The sequence below is a fragment of the Streptomyces sp. NPDC056222 genome, from assembly GCF_042264065.1.
GTDB lineage: Bacteria > Actinomycetota > Actinomycetes > Streptomycetales > Streptomycetaceae > Streptomyces.
In genome coordinates this window covers 132846-152154 of sequence record NZ_JBHJTL010000004.1, presented here as the reverse complement: position 1 = coordinate 152154, position 19309 = coordinate 132846, and the positions used below count along the sequence as shown (strand labels likewise).

The 19309-nt window shown below is 70.0% G+C and carries 18 protein-coding genes; 9 read left to right on the top strand and 9 right to left on the bottom strand.

Translation table 11 applies throughout. The features are described 5' to 3' along the window. Positions 1 to 153 precede the first annotated feature (153 nt). The 3 genes from ACFC0D_RS03840 to ACFC0D_RS03830 all read left to right on the top strand — a co-directional run bounded on the left by ACFC0D_RS03840 (position 154) and on the right by ACFC0D_RS03830 (position 3498). A complete protein-coding gene (locus tag ACFC0D_RS03840; RefSeq protein ID WP_376430850.1) occupies positions 154 to 1407 on the top strand; it encodes a PucR family transcriptional regulator in 1254 nt (417 codons plus the stop codon). Between the two features lie 226 nt (positions 1408 to 1633). Then, positions 1634 to 1861, top strand: a complete 228-nt coding sequence (locus ACFC0D_RS03835) for a hypothetical protein (RefSeq protein WP_376430849.1) — start codon at positions 1634 to 1636, stop codon at positions 1859 to 1861. Then, the gene (locus ACFC0D_RS03830) at positions 1861 to 3498 is read left to right on the top strand and encodes a cation acetate symporter (protein WP_376430848.1); all 1638 of its coding nucleotides are present in this window, start codon (positions 1861 to 1863) and stop codon (positions 3496 to 3498) included. The genes ACFC0D_RS03835 and ACFC0D_RS03830 overlap by 1 nt, the downstream gene beginning before the upstream one ends. Before the next feature lie 42 nt (positions 3499 to 3540). On the opposite strand, the gene ACFC0D_RS03825 is transcribed toward ACFC0D_RS03830, so the two are convergent. Continuing rightward, complete coding sequence (locus ACFC0D_RS03825) at positions 3541 to 4182, bottom strand: lysophospholipid acyltransferase family protein (protein ID WP_376430847.1); 642 nt, start codon at positions 4180 to 4182, stop codon at positions 3541 to 3543. Positions 4183 to 4469: 287 nt separating this feature from the next. Here ACFC0D_RS03825 and ACFC0D_RS03820 point away from each other — a divergent pair, with 287 nt between their 5' ends. Further along, positions 4470 to 5993, top strand: a complete 1524-nt coding sequence (locus ACFC0D_RS03820; protein ID WP_376430846.1) for a hypothetical protein — start codon at positions 4470 to 4472, stop codon at positions 5991 to 5993. Here the strand turns inward: ACFC0D_RS03820 and ACFC0D_RS03815 are convergent. From ACFC0D_RS03815 to ACFC0D_RS03800, 4 genes are all read right to left on the bottom strand, one after another. Next, positions 5984 to 6481, bottom strand: coding sequence for a hypothetical protein (locus ACFC0D_RS03815; RefSeq protein WP_376430845.1), 498 nt, complete (start codon positions 6479 to 6481; stop codon positions 5984 to 5986). The genes ACFC0D_RS03820 and ACFC0D_RS03815 overlap by 10 nt on opposite strands. A gap of 107 nt (positions 6482 to 6588) precedes the next feature. Further along, positions 6589 to 7035 carry a hypothetical protein gene (locus tag ACFC0D_RS03810; protein WP_376430844.1) on the bottom strand — a complete coding sequence of 149 codons (447 nt, stop codon included), beginning with the start codon at positions 7033 to 7035 and terminating at the stop codon, positions 6589 to 6591. Between the two features lie 120 nt (positions 7036 to 7155). Next, on the bottom strand, positions 7156 to 7716 hold the full coding sequence (locus ACFC0D_RS03805; protein ID WP_376430843.1) for a hypothetical protein: 561 nt from the start codon (positions 7714 to 7716) through the stop codon (positions 7156 to 7158). 183 nt (positions 7717 to 7899) lie between these two features. Continuing rightward, positions 7900 to 8547 (bottom strand): class I SAM-dependent methyltransferase, encoded by a 648-nt coding sequence (locus tag ACFC0D_RS03800; protein WP_376430842.1) that lies wholly within the window; start codon positions 8545 to 8547, stop codon positions 7900 to 7902. A 360-nt stretch (positions 8548 to 8907) separates the two neighbouring features. On the opposite strand from ACFC0D_RS03800, the gene ACFC0D_RS03795 reads away from it, so the two are divergent. The 4 genes from ACFC0D_RS03795 to ACFC0D_RS03780 all read left to right on the top strand — a co-directional run bounded on the left by ACFC0D_RS03795 (position 8908) and on the right by ACFC0D_RS03780 (position 14276). After that, complete coding sequence (locus ACFC0D_RS03795; protein ID WP_376430841.1) at positions 8908 to 10095, top strand: FAD-dependent monooxygenase; 1188 nt, start codon at positions 8908 to 8910, stop codon at positions 10093 to 10095. Then, a complete protein-coding gene (locus tag ACFC0D_RS03790) occupies positions 10095 to 11669 on the top strand; it encodes a hypothetical protein (RefSeq protein ID WP_376430840.1) in 1575 nt (524 codons plus the stop codon). The genes ACFC0D_RS03795 and ACFC0D_RS03790 overlap by 1 nt, the downstream gene beginning before the upstream one ends. Positions 11670 to 12180: 511 nt before the next feature. Further along, complete coding sequence (locus ACFC0D_RS03785; RefSeq protein ID WP_376430839.1) at positions 12181 to 12843, top strand: DUF4097 family beta strand repeat-containing protein; 663 nt, start codon at positions 12181 to 12183, stop codon at positions 12841 to 12843. Between the two features lie 455 nt (positions 12844 to 13298). Next, positions 13299 to 14276, top strand: a complete 978-nt coding sequence (locus ACFC0D_RS03780; RefSeq protein WP_376430838.1) for a teichoic acid biosynthesis protein C — start codon at positions 13299 to 13301, stop codon at positions 14274 to 14276. 271 nt (positions 14277 to 14547) lie between these two features. On the opposite strand, the gene ACFC0D_RS03775 is transcribed toward ACFC0D_RS03780, so the two are convergent. From ACFC0D_RS03775 to ACFC0D_RS03760, 4 genes are all read right to left on the bottom strand, one after another. After that, positions 14548 to 15030, bottom strand: a complete 483-nt coding sequence (locus tag ACFC0D_RS03775) for a GNAT family N-acetyltransferase (protein ID WP_376430837.1) — start codon at positions 15028 to 15030, stop codon at positions 14548 to 14550. 442 nt (positions 15031 to 15472) lie between these two features. Further along, entirely contained in the window at positions 15473 to 16978 is a 1506-nt protein-coding gene (locus tag ACFC0D_RS03770) for a SulP family inorganic anion transporter (protein WP_376430836.1), read from the bottom strand. Positions 16979 to 16992: 14 nt separating this feature from the next. After that, the gene (locus ACFC0D_RS03765) at positions 16993 to 17574 is read right to left on the bottom strand and encodes a carbonic anhydrase (RefSeq protein ID WP_376430835.1); all 582 of its coding nucleotides are present in this window, start codon (positions 17572 to 17574) and stop codon (positions 16993 to 16995) included. Between the two features lie 69 nt (positions 17575 to 17643). Continuing rightward, complete coding sequence (locus ACFC0D_RS03760; protein WP_376430834.1) at positions 17644 to 18027, bottom strand: hypothetical protein; 384 nt, start codon at positions 18025 to 18027, stop codon at positions 17644 to 17646. 669 nt (positions 18028 to 18696) lie between these two features. On the opposite strand from ACFC0D_RS03760, the gene ACFC0D_RS03755 reads away from it, so the two are divergent. Further along, the gene (locus ACFC0D_RS03755) at positions 18697 to 19173 is read left to right on the top strand and encodes a hypothetical protein (protein ID WP_376430833.1); all 477 of its coding nucleotides are present in this window, start codon (positions 18697 to 18699) and stop codon (positions 19171 to 19173) included. Positions 19174 to 19309: the final 136 nt, after the last annotated feature.

The following is a 19309-nucleotide window of genomic DNA, read 5'->3' as shown; positions in this document are numbered from 1 at the left end:
CGTCGGCAGCTCACGTGGCCACCGGACGTCGGCAGCTCACGTAGCCGCCCGACGACGACAGCTCACGTAGCCGTCGGACGTCGGCAGCTCACGCCGGCGCCGCACGTCGGCACCTCGCGTGGTGCTCTTGCACCCCGTCCACCAGGAGCGTCCATGTACCGTAGTTCCGCCCCCGGCAGCGCCACGGACCCGTCTTCCGTCGAGCTCTTCGACCGCGCATGCCGGCGGCTTCTCGGGTACGGCACGGAGTTCACGGATGCCGTCCTCGAGACCATCCGAGTCGAGGTGCCGTACTACGCCGACCCGGTGCTCGCACCGCCCGACGTGCGCGAGACCGTGGGAACCGGCATCCGCCACGGGTTGGAGACCGGGGTGGACCCGAGCAGGATCGTGGACGTCGAGCGGTTCACCAGAGAGCTGGGCATGCGGCGCGCGGAACAGGGCCGTCCCCTCGACGAGGTCCTGCACGCCTTCCGTGTCGCCGGATCCGAGGTCTGGAGCGGGATGATCGGCGTGGTGGAACGGGAAAGCCTGGGCGACATGCACCGGCTCGTCCACGTCGCCGAACTGGTGTGGAAGAGCAACGACCGCGACGCCGTCCTGGTCGCCGACGCATACCGGCAGGTCATCGAGGGGGTGGCCGGCCGACACGCCGAACGCGTCCGCCTGATCCTCGCCGCCCTGCTGGAGAAGCGCCCCGAACCCGAGTTCACCCGGAGCGCGGCCGACACCCTCGATCTGCCGCTCGGTGGCCGGTACGCGGTGGCGGTCGCGGAGGCGACACCGCCGTACGGCCGCGTTCCCCGGACCGCTCCAGAGCTGAGGGGCATACGGATCCTGCGTCATGCCTGGGGTCAACGGGCCGTATTCGTCGCCCACTTGGGCGACCGCCCGCTAGAAGCTTTCGCCTCCGGCCTCGCCGCCGGCCCGGGGCTCCGCATCGGGATCAGCCTGGTGGTACCCGGTCTGGAGAGTCTGGCCCGCGCGCGCGACATGGCAGGGCTCGCTCTTCGCACCTGCCGGGGCGACGGGGAGGTCGCCCGGCTCGACACCCGCCTGCCCGACGGACTTCTGGTCTCGCGGCCCGACCTGTCCAACGAACTCGTCCGCCAGGTGCTCCGTCCCCTGTACGACCTGGACCCCGCCGACCGCGATCTGCTGTTCGACACCATCGGCGTCTGGATCGAATGCGGTGGCTCCACCGGCCAGGCGGCTCGGCACATGTTCTGCCATCGCAACACCGTGCTGAACCGTCTGCGCCGTGTCGAGCAGATCACCGGCCTCGCGCTGTCCCGCCCACGCGACCTGGTGCAACTCACCCTCGCGCTCGACGCCCACCTCCTGCTGGGACCGGCCGTGGCCCCTGTGCGCTCTGCCGACGACGAACAGCGGCGTCGCCCGGCCTGATCCTCCCTCGCCCTCCTCTCCCTGGGCCTCCGCACAGTCACACCTGCCGGGCGTTGGGAACGGACACCGGTGCGGGCGAAGCGCATGGACGGGCCGAGGGGGCCGGTGCTCTGGTGAGCCTCGTTCAGAGGCGATCCACCCGCACCCAGGCCCGCCAGGAGAGACCGCTATGACCCACCCGCACGTCCCTCATTCCCCCCATCGCTCCCGGCCTCGCCGTCCAGGCATGTCCTTCGCCGTGGTCAACGCAACGGCCTTCGCCGTGCATCTGCTGCTCGTCTGCTCCGCCGCCGACTTCATGGCCGACCCCGTCCTGGGCGAAACCGGCATCGGCGTGCCCGCACTCCTCCTCCAGGCCGTGCTGCTGGTGTGGACGGCGGCGCGCTACGACCGCCGCGCGGACGACTCCCGGACCGGCCGCGGGCACATCGCGCACGAGCGTGGGGAGTACTGATGAGACCCGAGATCCCGCTCGCCGCGCCCGGCACCCTCGACACGGAGACCCAGGCACTGATCCTCGGCTGCTTCGTGGCGTTCATCGTGCCCATCCTGTTCCTGTGCGTCCTCAGCGGGGCACCGAGGGACCGCGTCAACGACTTCTACACGGCGGGCCGCACGCTGCGGCCCCTGCGAGGGGCTCTCGTCCTCTCCGGCGTCTACCTCTCCTCGGCCACGGTGCTCGGCACCACGGGAAGCGTCGCCGTCTTCGGGTACGACGGCCTGTTCATCGCGCTCTGCACCGTGCTCTCCCTCGGCGTACTGCTTCTCCTCGCCGCGCCCCTGCGCGAACGTGCCGGCTACACCCTGGGCGACACGTTCGGGCTGCGGGCGCCCGGGCGCGCGGTGAGGATCGCGGTCGCCGCCGTCACCCTCTGCATCTGCGTCCCCTATCTCGTCGTGCAGCTCTCCGGTGCGGGAGTGACCACCGCGGCGCTGCTGGGGCTCTCCGGTCCAGGCATCGAGAAGACGGCGATCGTCATGATCGGCGCTCTTGTCGTCTGCACCACGGCGTTCGGCGGCATGCGCGGTACGGTCGTGATCCAGGTGATCAAGACGGTGGTGCTGCTCTGCGTGGCCCTGGGAGTGTCCGCCGTGCTGCTGCACCGCTTCCACTGGAGCGCCGACTCCCTCATCTCCGCGGCCGAACAGGGAAGCGGGCGTCCCGCCGACTACCTGCGCCCCGGCCTCCGCTTCAGCGGCAGCGCCGAGCCCGCGGCCACCCTGGACTTTATCGGTCTCGTGGTCACCATCGTCCTGGGCGCGGCCTGTCTGCCTCACGTCGCCCTGCAATTGGGCACGGCTCCCGACGCCGCCACCGCCCGCCGTACCGTGCGCCACACCCTCACGATCGTCGGCGCGTTCTGCTTCACCACGGCTCTCATGGGCTTCGCGGCCTCGGCGTTGATCGGCGCACCGGCGATCCTGGCCGCCGACCCGGGCGGAAGCGGTGCGCTGGTCATGCTCGCCGGCGAACTGGCGGGGGGTTCGAACGCCGATGCCGGCGGGGCGCTGCTCGTCGTCCTGGTCGCCTCCGGCGTCTTCCTCACCACACTGGCCGTCGTCGCCAGCGTCACTCTGGCGGCAGCGGGGACGATCGCCCACGACCTCTACACCCACGTCCTGCGCCGTGGGCGCACCACCGAGGGCCGGGAAGTGGCCGCCGCACGGCTGGCGTCCGCCGGTGTCGGCGTACTCAGCATCGCCCTGGCGGTCTGGGTCCAGGGGTGGAACGTCCAGTTCCTGACTGCTCTCTCCCTGGCGGTGGCCGCCTCCTCCCTGCTTCCGGCAGTGGTGTACTCCCTCTTCTGGAAGGGCTACACCCGGACCGGCCTGCTCTGGACGTTGTACGGAGGCCTGGGTTGCGCCGTCGGGCTGCAACTGTCCGGCCCGGTCTTCTCGGGCAACCCGTTGGCGCTCTTCCCCGACTGGCACGTCGACTGGTTCCCGCTCCAGACGGTCGTCCTCGTGTCGATACCCTTCGCCTTCCTCATGGGTCGGCTGGGCAGTTCCGGCGCATGGCGACGCGTCACCCCTCCAAGTCGGCGCCCGGGCCCGGGCGCTGGTGACCGGACGCAGACGGAGGCGTTCTAGGGGAGGGGCGGCTCTCTCGGTGCGACTTCCCGGGGGAGCAGATCACCCGAGGTGGTCGGCCGCGGTCCTCCACGCCGCGGTCACCGCCCTGTGGGCCTGGGCCGTGCGCGCCGCGCTGTCCCCTGTCAGGGTGAGCGGTGCGCCCACGTGAACATGCAGCCCCGGCCGGCGCAGCGGTGCGGTGGCCATTCCCGCGAGCTGTTTCGCCGTGCTGCCCGAGGTGACACGGCGGGCACCGGCCTGGCCCACCGGAACGACAGGCGCGCCCGTGCGGTGGGCGAGACGCGAGAGGCCGCTGCGGAAGGCGCCGGGAGGTGCTTCGGCGGCGTCGGCCCGGTGGGGGAGGCCGCCCTCGGCGTAGATGAGGACCAGGCGCCCCTGTTCGAGGGCCTTCGCAGCGAGGTCGAGAGCGTCCGAGGCACGACGATCGTTGCGGATCACGGGGATGTGGCCTTCGTGGGCCAGCGCCCGGCCGAGCACCGGGATGCGCCACAGACCCGCGGCGGCCAGGACGACGGGCGAGACGCCGAGCCGACGGAGGGCGGCGAGCACGATGGCGGGGTCGGCCAGCGAGGTGTGGTTCGCGGCAATGATGCTTCCCGGCGCCAGTTCGGCTCGGGCGTTCACGGTCACGCCGAGGCGGCCCACCGCGGGTACCAGGATGTCGGCGATGCGGCTGAGCATCTGGCGCCTCCTTCGTGTTCGACGATGCTTCCCATCCTCGATGTGGTGGGGGACCGCCGGATTGAGCGCTCGTACTCAACTCGCGCGGCTGCCGTACCCAGAACGCCGACAGGTGCGGCCGTATCAGCACGGTAGGACCTGGGCACCGTGAAGCTGCGAGATCCTCTCCGGCCGATCTCCCGACGACTGCTCCCCGCTTCGGGCAGGGGAGGGCTGCGGCCACGCTGCTGCCACTGCTGGGTCCGACGCCGGATCACGCGGGAGCGACGAGGCGGCAGGATGACGCGGTGTCCGACTCTCTGCATGAACTGTGGCTGCGCGGGATCGCCTTGAATCCGGCGGCGCCTTCCGACGTACTGATACGCCTGATGGATCAAGCGGCCGGTGAGGCCGGCCTGCTGATGTGCGAGGGTCGTGACCTGCCCGACGCCGTCATCGACGCGGCCCTTCGCCACCCGGCCAGCGGGATCCGCCGCGCCCTCGCCCGCAACCGGCACGTCGATCCCTCGCGACTCGCCCCTTTGGCAACCGACCCGTCGGGGATCGTCCGCGCGGGGCTCGCCGGCGGCCCCCACTACCGCACCCGATGGGTCCGGCCGCTGCCGGACGACATCCTCGTCGCCTTCCTGACCGCCCAGGACGGCGGCGAGGACGGCATGGTCACCGAAGGCGAGATCGTTCAGTCCCTCGAATTCTCTCGGCAGATCCCTCTGTCCTTCCAGCGTTCGATGGCCGAGCACCAGGATCCCCGGATCCGCATCCACGCCACTGCCTGGCGGGTGCTCACCCCCGCACAGCGCGAAGCCCTGCTCGACGACCCCGACCCCGCGGTACGAGAAGCGGCCCAGAGGCGCAGCTGGGAGCTGGACCCGCAAGCGGTGGAGGCCAAGTTGCCGTTCATCGGCTCGCACAGCAAGCCGTCCGTGCTCGGCACGTGCGCACTGTCTCCCGCGCTCATCGAGCAGTGCTTCGCGGACGGCACGGTCAACCCCCTGACCTGGAACCGGCACACCCCGGCCGACACCGTCACCCGGCTCGCCCGCCACCCCGAGGCGAAGGTCCGCAAGAGGGTCGCCGCCCGGCCCGACCTGGCGCCGGAGCTTGTCACCGAGCTGAGGGAGGACCCGGACGAGGGCGTGCGGCTGCGCGCACGCCTCCACCCCTTCCCCCGCACCTGGGCAGAGTACTGGGCCATCGACGGGGTCATTGGGTACGGTCCGGACTGCCTCTGCCCGATCACCGAGCCGGGGCCCGAGCCGTCGCCCCACTGGTTCGCCGCCTGCGCGACGTCCGAAGAACCGGTGCTCCGCCGGGTTGCGGCGACCTGGCCCGGCCTGCCCGCGGAAATCGTCGAGACACTCGCGCAGGACGACGACGAGGAGGTACGGATCCGGCTGGCCTGCCACCACCCCCTCGCTCCGCCACACCTCCTTCTGGACGTCTTCGTCACGCGCCCGGCCCACCGTCCGCACCTGCTGACCCTGCCCGCGTTCCCCCGCACCGGCCTCACCCACCTCATCGGCCACGCGGACCCCGCGGTACGCGCCCTGGCCGCAGCGGATCCCACCGTGCCGGTAGCCCCGGTGGACGACTCCGACGAGTCGGTGTGCCGGGCAGCCGCCGCCAACCCGAGCCTGACACCGGGGGACTTGGAGAGCCTGCTCACCGACCCCCGTACCGCAGAGGGCGCCGCGGCCAACCCGTCCCTCCCCGTACCCCGCATGCACGCACTCCTCGACCGCTGCCTGAACGGGGCCGCAACCCCACCGACGAAAACCGAACGCCCCTCCGCCGCTGCCGGTCAGAGCTGACGGCTGATCCGTCGAACCAGCTCTTCGAGGAACTCTTGGAGGCTGGAAGCGGCAAGGTCGAACTGCCCGAACCACGAGGCGGTGGTGGACCTCCAGACGCGGCCGGATCCTGCCAGCGCGAAGAGGTGGCCGCCGCCTTCGCGGGCGAATACCAGCGCGGGCTCTTCCCCGTCGATCCGGATGGCTCCGTACTCGCGGAAGTGGTGTGCGACCTCTGACGCCGGGTGAACGAAGTAGCCGCCGTCCACGTCGGGGAGGCAGACCTCGCAGAGCACCCAGTACATCGTGGTCAGGTCCGAAGGGATCGGCGTCAGTTCCACGAGCGCGTCCGTCGCCCTATGGCTCTCGTCCGTTGCGCGCGCGACCACGTTGCCGCCGGGCGGGAAGCCGCGCCGGGCCTGGAACGACTGAACCAGCTCCGTGAGTGCCGCGTCCGCCCGCTCGCACCAGCCGCGGACCCACTCGGCGTCAAGCCGTTCATCCGCCACGATCGACCTCTTCGGCACCTGAAGGAATCACTCTCCGCGATTCGCACGACCGTACAGGAGCGTCCACGCACCTCGGTGAGAGACGCCGGCGCTTCCGCATGAACCCCTTACGCCCCGCCGCCCCATCGCGAGTAGCCGCGCTCGATCTCAGCCAGGTATTGGGGCAGGTCGAAGCGAACTTCCTCGATGACACCGTCATCAGCTCCTGGGTACATCAGATTGCCCCAGATCACGGTCCTACCCCGGAGCCGGATCCGGATACAGACCGTCGGGGCGGCGTCGGTGCCCTGCCCTTGGGCCGCAACATCCACGTTCCGGGCTTGGTCAGTCGGATAGAGGGGGCCTCCAGGCCTGAGCAGCTGATTCGGATGACCGCCGGTTGCGCCATCGAAACTGCGCGCGATCAGATCGAGGCCATCGACATAGAGGTACGTGTGTACGGCGCTGCACATGGGTGGCCCAGGGCAGGCAGTGACCAGCAGCGTGCTGACTGCGTCGTGCCCCTGGCGATCAGAGAGGCGGGCGCGCACCAGGCGCGGGGACTTACGCGGCATCAGACCTTCGCGACATCACGGAGTCGATGATAGGTGCCCAGTAGCTTCTGATCAGCGACGAAGACCGTGGCAATGAGTCCGCTACTGCCGTCGGGCGGCAGCACGAATGACGCGTCGGGTTCAGTCGGTGATGTACCAGTTGTTCTTGAGGTACTCCAGGGTGTAGCTGCCGAGGTCGCTCTCGGAGAAGGTGGCGGAGGACCTGACGGCCTCGACCGGCATCTCGATCTTGTCGGGAGTGCGCACGACGATGCGCTGCGGGTCGACCGTCGCGGTTTGCAGGGCCTTCTTCTGCGCGGGCGAGATCATCTGGAACACGACGGCGTACGTCGACGTGCACGGGCCGAATCCCTGGTCCTGTGCCTTCTTCGCGGCGGGCGCGGCCACTTCGCAGACCATGTCGATGTCCTCACGGCCCAGGGCGTGGAGGTACTGCTCGTACCGCTGGATCGCGGCTTCCTTGGTCCTGGGCATGCGCTGGTCGCTGCCCGGAGTGACCGACGGCTTCTCGGTCCGGGCGGACGCGGACGGCGTGGCCGACGGCTCCTTTGTCCGCGTGGACGCGGACGACTGCGAAGGCCTCGCGTCGGTGCCCTCCTTCGCCTTGTCCGGGCCGCACGCGCATGCCACCAGCGCCACACAGGCCGATACCGCCACGCTCACCATCGTCTGCGCCCTCATCCGGTTCCCTCCGGTCGCCTCACCACCAGCCGACAACACATCAAGAGGTCACGCAGGACCCGGGGGATCGGTTCCCGAGCCGGTCCAGGAGCTGTCATCGGCGCCGCTCTTGCCGACAACATCGCCGCGTCGTACAAGCAGTCGTGGACGTAAAGCCTGGAGGCCAGTCGGTCGGACAGTCGCCTACGCCTTGCAGGCGAGCAGGTGAACCGCCTGGAACTGGCGCCGTTCGGTGGGCTGGGGTTGCCGGACCATGCGGGCTACCTCGGCCAGCCCGGACTCGCGCAGCATCCCCGCGAGGTGATCGGGCGACCACCGATAGGCCGGCGCGACTGCGTGATCAAAGACCTGCGTCGGGTGGGACGGATCATCGCCGGCCCAGAAGCCGACCAGAACGTGGCCGCCAGGTGTCAGCACGCGGTGGAACTCCGCCAAGATGCCGGGAAGCTCTTGCGGCGGAGTGTGGATGATGGACCAACGTGTGAGTACGCCGCCCAGCACGCCGTCAGGGATGTTCAGCGCGGCCATCGAGCCGACGTCGAACCGCAGGGCCGGATATGCCTGTCGTGCCAACTCGATCATCGCGGAGGAGGTATCAACGCCGAACGCCGCCAGCCCCAGACTGTCCAGATGAGCCGTGACATGGCCAGGTCCACAACCCAGGTCCGCGACCTGCCCGTCCCCGCTCGCACTCACGACCTCGGCGAAGGCACTCAAGATCGCACGGTCCAAAGGCATGCCACCCAGCTCGTCACGGAACAGCTGTGCATACTGGGCGGCAGCCGCGTCGTAGGCCTGGCGGGTGGCACTCAAGACATCGTGTTCGACCATGCTCGCGACTGTAGTCCCGGCCTGGAAGCGCGGACGCGGGAATCACGATCTTGGATTGCTGGATCAGCCACCACGGAGCAACACCACGTGCGCTCATGCCTGCAGTGGCCGTCTGATCAACAAGCTCACCGCAGAGCTGCACCCCACGTTTGCCGACCTCGGTGCGGAACGGGCGTGACACCGGCAGCCGCAGCGTCCTTGGGTTGGCCCGTCCGCTCCGGGGGCGCGTTGACAGGTATCTGTCGACATGTTGCTATGAGGCGCTGCTCAGCCGGACCTGCGCCTTTGCCGTGTGCCGCTCGGGCACCGGATCGATGGCCGCCTGACCAGGGGGCGCCCCCGTACCCCAAGCGAGGACTCATGCCGCAGCGCGTCGCGACCATCGTCGGCGGTGGCATCGGCGGCCTCGCGGCGGCCGTCGCCCTGCACCGCCGTGGCTGGCACGTCGAGGTACTGGAACGGGCCCCGGAGTTCACTGAGATCGGCGCCGGCATCTCCCTGTGGCCGAACGCGCTGCACGCGCTCGAGGCGCTCGGCCTGGCGGGCGCCGTCCGGGCACTGGGCGCGATCGAGGCCGGCGGGGGCGTACGGGACCGTCGGGGCCGCTGGCTGTCGCGTACGGACAATGCGGAGCTTGCGCGCCGCTTCGGCCATCCCCTGGTGGTCCTGCAGCGCGCGGATCTGTTGCGGGTGCTGGCCGAGGCGCTGCCCGCTGACACCCTGCGCCCGGGGAGTGAGGTGTCCGCGGTCCGCGAGGACGGGCAGCGCCTGGTCGTGGATCACCGTGGGGGTCGGTCGCGGCCCGATGTCGTCATTGGCGCGGACGGGCTGCGCAGTGTGGTCCGCCGCGCATTGTGGCCGGAGGCGGCGGGTCCCCGGTATGCCGGTTACACCGCCTGGCGCATGGTCACCGAACCCATCGCCGAGCCGCCTTTGGAGGGCGCGGCGACCTGGGGCCGCGGGGAGCGGTTCGGATACACGGCGCTGCCGGGCGGGCGGATGTACTGCTTCGCGACCGCGTCGCTGCCCGAGGGAAGGGCCTTCGGATCGTCCGAGTCCGAGTACGCCGAGCTGGTGCGCCGGTTCGGGTCCTGGCCGGATCCCGTGCCCGCTCTGCTGGACGCCGTCCCCGTGGACGCGGTGCTGCGGCACGACCTGTACGACCTCCCGCCGCTGTCCTCCTTCACCTGCGGCCGGGTCGCGCTGTTGGGGGATGCCGCCCATGCCATGACCCCGAATCTGGGACAGGGCGCGTGCCAGGCGTTGGAGGACGCGGTCACCCTCGCCCACTGCCTTGACGGCACGCCGGACGTGGCGGCCGCGCTCCGTTCGTACGATCAGCTGCGCCGCCCGAGGACCCGCGCCATCGCGCGCCGTTCCGCCCGGCTCGGCGTTGTCGGTCAGCTGTCGTGGCCGCCTGCGGTGCTGCTGCGGGACACGGCCGCCCGGTTGATGCCGACGCGGGCGACGCTGCGTTCCATGACGCCGGTGCTCGGCTGGACGCCCCCCGATGCCCCGCCGGCCGCGACGAAGAGTGAGAGGCATTGATGCCGGACTGGACGTATCACCCGCTGCGCGGCGCGGCCGCTGCCGTCCTTGGCCGGCGACGTTCGCAGCGATCGGCACTGCGGCTGCTGGCCTGGATCGGCTCGCGTCCTGTCGGCGCGCGGCTGATCGCCCGGGGTTTCGGTCACCTCCATCCCCCCAAGAGCCTTGCCGGTGAGATCGCGGGCGTGCCGGTCGCCGTCCGCCTCGGTATATCCGTCCCTCCCTCGCTGGCCCGTGAGGCGGTACGCGCCATGGCCCCGCTCGGTGCCGGTTTCGTGGAGGTGTCGCCCGTCTCGGCGGTCGAAGCGGAGACCGTACGCGAGGCCGCTGCCGGCCGCTCGATCCCGCTGGTCGTCCGCGCTTGCGATCCGCAGGCCGAGGCAGCCCTCAGGCCCCATGTCGACGGGTTCACCGACGGCGACGACCCGCACGTGGTCCATGTGTCCGACCCGTCGGTCGCCGCCGCGGCCGCCGCGATCGTGGAAGGGGGCGCTGTCGTACTCGCCCGGCCCGGGGTGCTCGTCGAGGCCGGACCCGGCTGGTTCGCACGGGTCACCGAGGCAGCCACGCCCACCGAGCCCGCTCCGGGGATACGGGATGTCGGCCGAGACCCCCGACGCTGGCCGGCCTGGTGGTGGGCGCTGATTGTCGGGCTCGGTATGACGGGCGCCGGACTCGGAGCCGCGGCGATCACGCTGGGGCCGGTACTGCTCTGGTACGACCGTGACTATCTCGGTATGACGCTGCATGAACTGCATGCCGCCAACCACCACCTGGTGCATTTCCTCCAGCACGACCGGATCACCATGGCCGGCACGATGGTGGCGATCGGCGCCCTCTACACCGGCCTTGCCGTGGGCGGGATCAGACGTGGCTGGCCGTGGGCTCGCGAGGTGTATCTGCTGTCGGGGGCGATCGGCTTTCCCACCCTGTTCTACTTCCTGGCCACCGGCTTCGTGGAACCCCTGCACACAGCCACCACCATCGTGCTGTTCCCGATGTTCGTGGCCGCGGTCCGCCGTCGGACCGGGCATGCCCCGCGGTGGCGCCTGGCACCCGAGGGCCCGGAACGTGAGCGCCGACGTGCGCTGGCGGGCCAGTTGCTGCTGATCGTCACGGGAGCGGGGCTGTTCGCCGGCGGGGCAGTGATTTCGCTGGTCGGACTGACCGGTGTCTTCGTGCCGACGGATCTGACCTTCCTGGGCACCAGCGCGGAGATGCTGGAAGCCGTCAATCCCCGGCTCGTGCCGTTCGTCGCTCACGACCGTGCGGGGTTCGGAGGCGCCCTGATGTCCGCCGCGGTGGCGATCCTTCTGCTGAGCGCGTGGGGCTGGCGGCGGGGTGAAGCCTGGGTGTTCTGGACCCTGGCCGTGGCGGGAGCGGCCGGATTCCTGCCTGCTGTCGTGGTGCACGGCGCGATCCATTACACGGACTTCATCCACCTCGCGCCGGTCTACCTCGGCATCGCCATGACCGCCACGGGCCTGCTCCTCGCTCGCCCGTACCTGTGCGCCAAGCGAGTCGCCGAGGCCGAAGGGCTGACGGGGCGCCTGGAGGAGTGCTCCACCTCGTAGGTGGAGCTCGGGCCATTGAGTCGGGGCGGGATGCGGTCGGGCTGGGTCCCCGTCGGCGGGCCGGTTCCTCATCAGGCGTTCTCACCAGGCGGTGAGAACGTCGGCTTCGTAGGTGTCCTCGACTTGCCCGTGAGAGGCGACCGAGTTCGGCGGCCCGGCCCGCCGGACGCACATGATTGCCGAAGCCGTTGGATCTCGCGTCTGTGGGCGGTGGAGGGGATCGGGGCCTCGTGCGGTCGGGTGTCACGGACCCAGATCTCGCCAGGACCGGTGACGCTCAACAAGCCCGTGGTGCTCCGGGCGTAGCGTTCACCTGCAATCCATTGCAATGCCAAGCCGGAGTGCATTGCATTACCTTTCAAAGCGTTGCAACGATTTCCCTGCCTTGAGCTGCGGTGATGATGATCCTGCGCAACGTATGTGTTGCCAGACTTGTGAACGCAACGTAGCTTTTCCCTCATCGGAAACAGCGGGCGGACGGAACGCCCGCCGCAGAAGAAGGAGAAGCACCATGCAGAAGTTCGACACCCCCGCCCCGGTCTCCACCGTCCTCGACATCCCCGCCGGACGCGTCCAGATCATCGCCGCCGACCGCACCGACACCACCGTGGAGATCCGGCCCACCAACGCCTCGAAGAGCCGCGACGTGAAGGCCGCCGAGCAGACCACCGTCGAGTACACCGACGGAGCCCTCAAGATCGCCGTCCCGGCCAGGAACCAGCACCTCGGCCCCTCCGGCTCCATCGAGGTCACCGTGCAGCTGCCCGCCGGCTCCCACATCGACGCCAAGGCGGCAAGCACCGAATTCCGGGCCGTCGGCCGCCTCGGCGACATCGCCTTCGACGGCGCCTACCACCACATCAAGATCGACGAAGCAGCGAGCCTCCGCCTCACCGCGACCGACGGCGACGTCGAGGTCGGCCGCCTCGGCGGACCCGCACAGATCACCGCCATGCGCGGCGACATCCGGATCACCGAAGCCAAGCACGGCAAGGTCGTCCTGAACACCCACTGCGGCGACATCACCGTCGGCGCCGCCACCGGAGTCTCCGCCTCCCTGGACGCCGGCACCTCCTACGGCCGCGTCAGCAACCACCTCAAGAACGACGGCACCACCCAACTCGCCATCCACGCCACCACCTCCCAGGGCGACATCGCCGCCCACAGCCTGTGACCCACAACCCCCGACCCACAGCACCGACAAGGAGCACCACCATGACGAACCCCGCCATCGCGGCTGGAGCGGATACGGCTGATGGGGCTCCCTGAACCCGCCCCCTGGACAGCGCCTTCCTGGGATAGCCACTCGCGCTACCCCGTTCCCTTCGTGCCGCCCGCGCATATCAAGGGGAGGGCGAGCGCCGGCACCGTGACAATATTCGCAACTGCTAAATCGGTGTCAATATCCGGGCATGCGCGTGCCGTTGCGCGGGGTCGCCTTCGTCCGGTTCGGGGGGTGCGTGCCATTGGATTGTCGGCAAGGTCGTGACATTTCCGTGTCAGCTCGAGGTGCCTGCGAGCTCGCTGTCCTGCGGGCCGCGCGGAGTGGGGGAGGGGGCCCGCCTCGCTCGGCGGCCCGGTAGGATCACCTGTTCCTGCTGCCCAGTTGATGCCTTCGGAGGTAACACCTTGAACCGCACCCCGGGTTCCCCCCTCTCCCGCCGCAGTCTCATACGCACCGGTGCCGGCGCCTCGCTCGCCGCGCTCGGGCTCGGTGTCGGCGCGCAGACAGCCTCGGCCGATGTGGCCGTGACCAAGCGCTTCGATCTCACGCAGCCGTCGTACGACCTGTTCCGGTCCGCGAACACGCACGGTCCGCGTGTGCAGCAGAGCTTCGCCTTCGACTGGGTGAACAAGTACCTCTACATCGCGACCAAGCGGGACGGAAGCCCCGAGTCCGCAGGCGACCTGTGCATCAACAAGATGGACTTCGACGGGAACTACATCTCGTACATGCACCTCAACGGCTTCGGCCACGGCGTCGCCTTCGCCGCGCTGCCGAACGGTTCCGACACCGAGCTGTGGATCGAGTGCGCCGCGAACACCAACGGGTACGGCACCGCGCTCGCCCCCATCCGCTACACCGCCAACACGACCCTCGGCTCGCCGGCTGCCTCGGCCGCCTACCAGCCGATCTCCGGAGCCACGGAGTACACCTGCTCCGTCGATCCGGTCTACAAGCGCATGATCGTGCGCTACCACACCAGCGCCGGCAAGCGCATCGCCGTGTACCCGCTCTCCGCCTTCGAGACGCGCAACTTCGGCTCGCCGCTGGTCGACTTCAAGCAGCCGACGATCTCCGGCACGCCGCAGGGCTACACCCTCTACGGCTCGTACATGTACTTCCAGACGGGCGATGCCTACCCCGATCCCGGCACTCCCGTGGGTGACGGCAACACCTACCTCAGCAGCATCGACATCAACACGGGAACCGTGAAGCAGGGCCCCGTCCTTACCAAGGCCGGCTCCACCCTCCACCACCGTGAGCCCGAGGGCCTGGCCATCTACCGCACCGACGCGGGCGAGGCGCGACTCTTCATCGGCTTCGCCACGGGCGAGGTGGGCGACCGGCGCTCCAGCATCTTCTACAAGAACGCGCTGATCTGATCCGATCCGCAGCTGCCGCCCGGGCCACACCCGGGCGGCGCCGTCGGCAGGAGTCTGAGACGTGGTCAGCGGAAGTTGTTGAGCCGGTGGCGGGGGATGACGGCCGAGCCGTCGTCTCCGTGATGGTGCCGCAGGTCGGTGGCCCCCCCCGTCAGTGGGCGACTTGCGGCGCTGCGGATGGCGCCTCCGGCGAAACAGGCAACGCCGGCGACCGGCAACCCGAGCGCCGTCATCGACAGGGCGAACGTCGCCCGATCCGACCTGGGCGGCCTCAGCCGGCCGTCCCGCTCTTGGTGTACTCGACCTTGGCCGGCCCCTCGTCCTCCATGCGATCCCCGTGAACCCAGCCGCATGCCTGGTAGAACGAGTTGGCCGGTGCGTTGTCCGCGAAGGTTTCCAGCCGGATGGACGGGTACTGGGCGAAGAGCGTTTCCTCCGACTGCCGGAGCAGGAAGCGGCCCAGCCCTCGACGATGATGATCCGGGTCCACCATCATCAGGTCGATCGTGGGGCCATCGAGGATGGAAATACTGACGATCTGGTCGTCCTGGCAGAGGCAGTTCACGCCGCCCCGCTCCAGATGACTCTTCACGTGCGCGTCCGAAGCACCACTGTGGATGAACCAGTCCACGGCCTCGTCGCCGAGGAAGCGCCGGTAGCAGGTGTCGATCGTGCGCCGTGCGAGAGTCTGGAGCGCATCGAGATCCCCTCCAGTCGCAGGGCGGATGGTGGGGCGGCGCTGTCCGGTCGACACGGCGTTCCAATTCTGCTGGCGAGGGACGGGCTCCCGACTGTAGCCGTTCAGGTGTTTCTCACCCCGACACGCCGGGGCCGGAACCGAGAATCACGGCGGCGACCAACAGCATCCGGCTGTCGGGCCATTCATTTCGCGCCTCCACCAAGGCCCACCACCCCCGAAGCGCATCCCGCCAGGATGGTTGAACATGTTCAACATTCGTCATCGCGAGTCAGTGCGTTGCAGACAGACCGGAGGCAGCAGCTGCCAACCGTGCGCCCGGCACCAGCCCGCACCCTCGGACCGTTCGCGCCGCGCGACGAGGGTGCCGGCCTTGGCCATCGGCGTTGCCGGCGGCACCTACCCACACACATCCAGCGCCTTGTCGGGACCTCTCGCACGCCCCACCGCGAACGGGGGGCGACGCAGCGCGCGTCGCCCCCCCGTAGACCCTCCGGATTCAGTGCGGGGTGCTCACAGAGCCCGCGGTGGCGCCCTCGTGGCGGTCCGGGGCCGTGTCGGCGCGGACGGCCTCGGCGTCGGCGCCGCTGTGCCGTTCGGCCCATGTCTCCAGCGCCGCCCGGCAGGCGTGGTCGAGGTGGTGGACCCCCGAGAGGTCCAGGACCACCCGGCGGTCGCTGGGCAGGGCTTCCAGACTGTCGAGTATCTGGGGCAGCCGCAGGAAGGTGACCGTCCCCTGGAGCCGTACCCGGATCGCGTCGCGTCCGTCGTCGCTGTGCTCGATCCGCAGGTGCGAGGCCTCCCAGGCGGCCTTCGCGACCGAGAGGGCGAGGCCGATCAGGACACCCTCGAACATGCCGACCGCGACGATCGCCGTCGCCGTCGCCACGAGGACGAGGGCTTCACCCCGGTGACGGCGCCAGAGGACCAGTACGCCCTTGAACGGGATGAGCTTCCAGCCGGCGTGGACGAGGATCCCGGCCAGCGCCGCCAGCGGGATGTACGCGAGTACGGCGGGCAGCAGGGCGACGAAGAGCAGCAGCCAGATCCCGTGGAGGACCCGGGACACCTTCGTCCGCGCGCCGGCCTCGACATTGGCCGAACTGCGCACGATGACCGCGGTGAGTGGCAGGGCGCCGAGCAGGCCGCACAGGGCGTTGCCCGAGCCCTGGGCGACGAGTTCCTTGTCGTAGTCCGTGCGCGGCCCCGAGTGGAGCCGGTCGACGGCCGCCGCGCTGAACAGCGACTCGGCGGAGGCAATCAGAGCGAAGGCGAGGACCGTGCCGAGGAGGGCCGGGTCGGCGAGGGAGGAGAGGGCTTCGGACCCCGGTAGGTGGACTGCCTCCAGTACGCCGCTCACCCGCACGGTCTCCACCGGAAGGTCGAACACGGCGGTCGCGAGGGCTGCCAGAAAGACCGCCACCAGGGCACCGGGCACTGCCCGGGCGCGGCGCGGCATCCGCCGCCAGCCGACGATGAGGAGGACGGTGCCGGCACCGACAGTGAGCGACACGAGGGCCGTGCGGCTGCCCAAGGCCTCGACCAGGGCGCCCGGCAGGCCGGTGAGCTTGTCGAGACCTGAGTCCGGGGCGGGCATGCCCGCTGCGGCGTAGAGCTGCCCGGCGATGATGACCAGGCCGATGCCCGCGAGCATGCCTTCGACGACGGAGAGGGAGATCGCACGGAACCATCGGCCCCACCGGAGGAGGCCCATGGCGATCTGCAGCAGGCCGGCCGCCAGCACGATGACTCCGAGCGCGGGGAGGCCGAAGGCGCGGACCGCCTCGAGGACGAGCACGGTGAGGCCGGCGGCCGGGCCGGAGACCTGGAGGCTGCTGCCTCGCATCAGGCCGGTGACGATGCCGCCGACGATGCCGGTGATGAGGCCCAGTTCGGCGGGGACGCCCGAGGCGACGGCGACGCCGAGGCAGAGCGGGAGGGCGACGAGGAAGACGACGAGCGAGGCGGCGAAGTCCTGCCGCAGGAAGGGGAGGGAGCGCGGCATCCGGATGCCCCTCCTCACAGCGCCTCGAAGGCGTCGGCCCCGGAGCGGTACTCCAGGACAGCGCCGGTGTGCACCTCGTAGTACCAGCCGCGCAGGCGGAGCCGACCGTCCGTCAGCCTCCGTTCGACACACGGATAGGAACGTAGGCGGAGCAGTTGGGCGAGGATGTGGCCGAGGACGGCGTCGGTGAGGGCAGGGTCCTCGGAGCGCCCCAGGGCGCCGTCGGGGGCGGCGTTGGCGAGCCAGTCCCGTACGGCGGGCACGGCGCTCAAGTCGTCGCCGCGGACGAGGGCACCCACCGCATCGCAGTGGGAGTGGCCGCAGACGACGACGTCCTCGACACCGAGGACCTCGACGGCGTACTCGATGGTGGCGGCCTCCCCGGTGGGGTTGCCGGTGTCGTACGGAGGCACGATGCCGCCCGCAGTGCGCAGTTCGAAGAGCTGGCCGGGTCGGGCGCCGGTGATGAGGGCTGGTACGACCCTGGAGTCGGAGCAGGTGACGAACAGGACGGCCGGGGACTGGCCCGCGGCATGCGGGGCGAACTCCTCAGGGCGCTGTCCGAATCGGCGGGCGTTGTCGATGAGGGGCTGCATGAATGTTTCCTCCTGGCGCGCGGTGGGCGCGTCGGGCTGACAGATCGGCGCGGGGTTGTGGCGCGCCTGTCAGCAGAGGAACACCTGGAGGACGGAGGAGTCGTAGGCGGTGAACGGTCTCGGCCGGGCGTCCGGGCCGCCGGTGCGGCCGGTCGGCAGGTCCGTGAGCGGGTCGGTGCGGGTGACGAGCGGCGGCGGGCCGGGAGGGCCTGCGGGCGCGGTGACCGCCCGCCGTCGGTCACGGTGGAGGACGGAGCCCCTGGGGGCGTCGGCCTCGCCGCCCCCGGCGTGCGCGGACTCGTACGCCGCGGCCGGTGCAGCCTGTTGGACGCCTGCCTGCTGGAGCCGGGGCGCCGGCCCTGCGGGGCCGGGCAGGACGCAGGTGCCGCAGACGAGGGCGATGATGAGAAGGAGGGTCGCGCGCAGGGCCACGGACGTGCGGACGGACGGCATCGTGAACGCTCCTCCATCCGGTCGCGCCATCGCCAGAATTCACCAAAGCAAGCCCAAGGGTGAGTCAACGAAGAGTAATGCGCCCATGTGAACGGCACCCCGCAACACCCTTGCCGTACGACGGTTTTCGAATGGAATCAGCCTGATGTTGACGCGAACGGCAGCGTCGGAACGGGTCCGCGCCCCTGCAGTCCGTCAGGTCGGGCGCTGCCGCCACACGTTCTTCGTGCCCTGCGCATGGAGCGGGCGGGGGTTCTCCCTCGCACGACCGCCGGGACGCCCACGCGCCTCTCGATCCCCGACATTCCCAGCCGCGGTACGTTCCTCGCCGGTTCGACCTACCTGGCGTACGAGCCGAGTGATGGCGGAGAGCGCGACGACCTCAGGCGCCCGGCCCGCCGCCTTCGGCCCTGGCGGCATGGCTTCGTCGTCACTCGGTGCTCATGGAGCGGGGCCGAACGCGCCACCGGTGGATCCAGCCACGCTGGGATGAGGCGATGAACCCGGTGTAGTCGGCCAGGGCTTGCTTGAGTTCAGCCGTCCACGCTGCGGCAGCTCGTTCTTCGTGGCTGCTCAGGCACGGGTGCTCCGAGCGAAACGGCTTAGGTCGTGTCCGGCGGTCGTGGAATCGCGTAGGAGTCAATGAAGCGGTGCGGCGATGATGTGCGGGTGTTCTACGAAGATCTCAGCGAGTACGACTACCAGGACGAGGATGAGTTCACGGCCAGGGATTCGGGCTTCTACGCGCTCTGGTACCGCCCGGCGTACACCCGCCTGAACGTCGGGTGGCTGGAAGCGGGTAAGCCGTACGCAACAGGCATGGTCCCCACGGTGTTCGTGGAGAAGCTGAAGGCTGTTCAGGAGGTCCAGTGGATGAACGTCTGTCTCGGGGTCCACGAGTGCGACCTTTGTCCTGAGAATGAGGCTCCGGAAGGGAACGGCGAGGTACGGATTCCGGGCGAGCCGGGCATCGCTTATGCCGCCCCCTTCCTGATCACGCACTTCGTCACCGCCCACGGCTACCGACCGCCAGAGGCATTCATGGACGCCGTTCTGGCTGTCGATCTCGAGGTATGGGCCTCCGCACGTTGGCCCGATGTCCCCTTTCCCTGGGTTCCGGATGACGCGGAACGCTTGCTGGAGTAGAGGTGAGCGAGGCTCACGTGTGCAGCCAGAGCCGGATCGTGGCGACGATGACCGTCCGGTGGACGACTCAGTGGTCGGCTCCCGAGCCCCAAGCTGCCATCAACCGGTGCCGATCGGTGGCGGTCGGGGATACCGG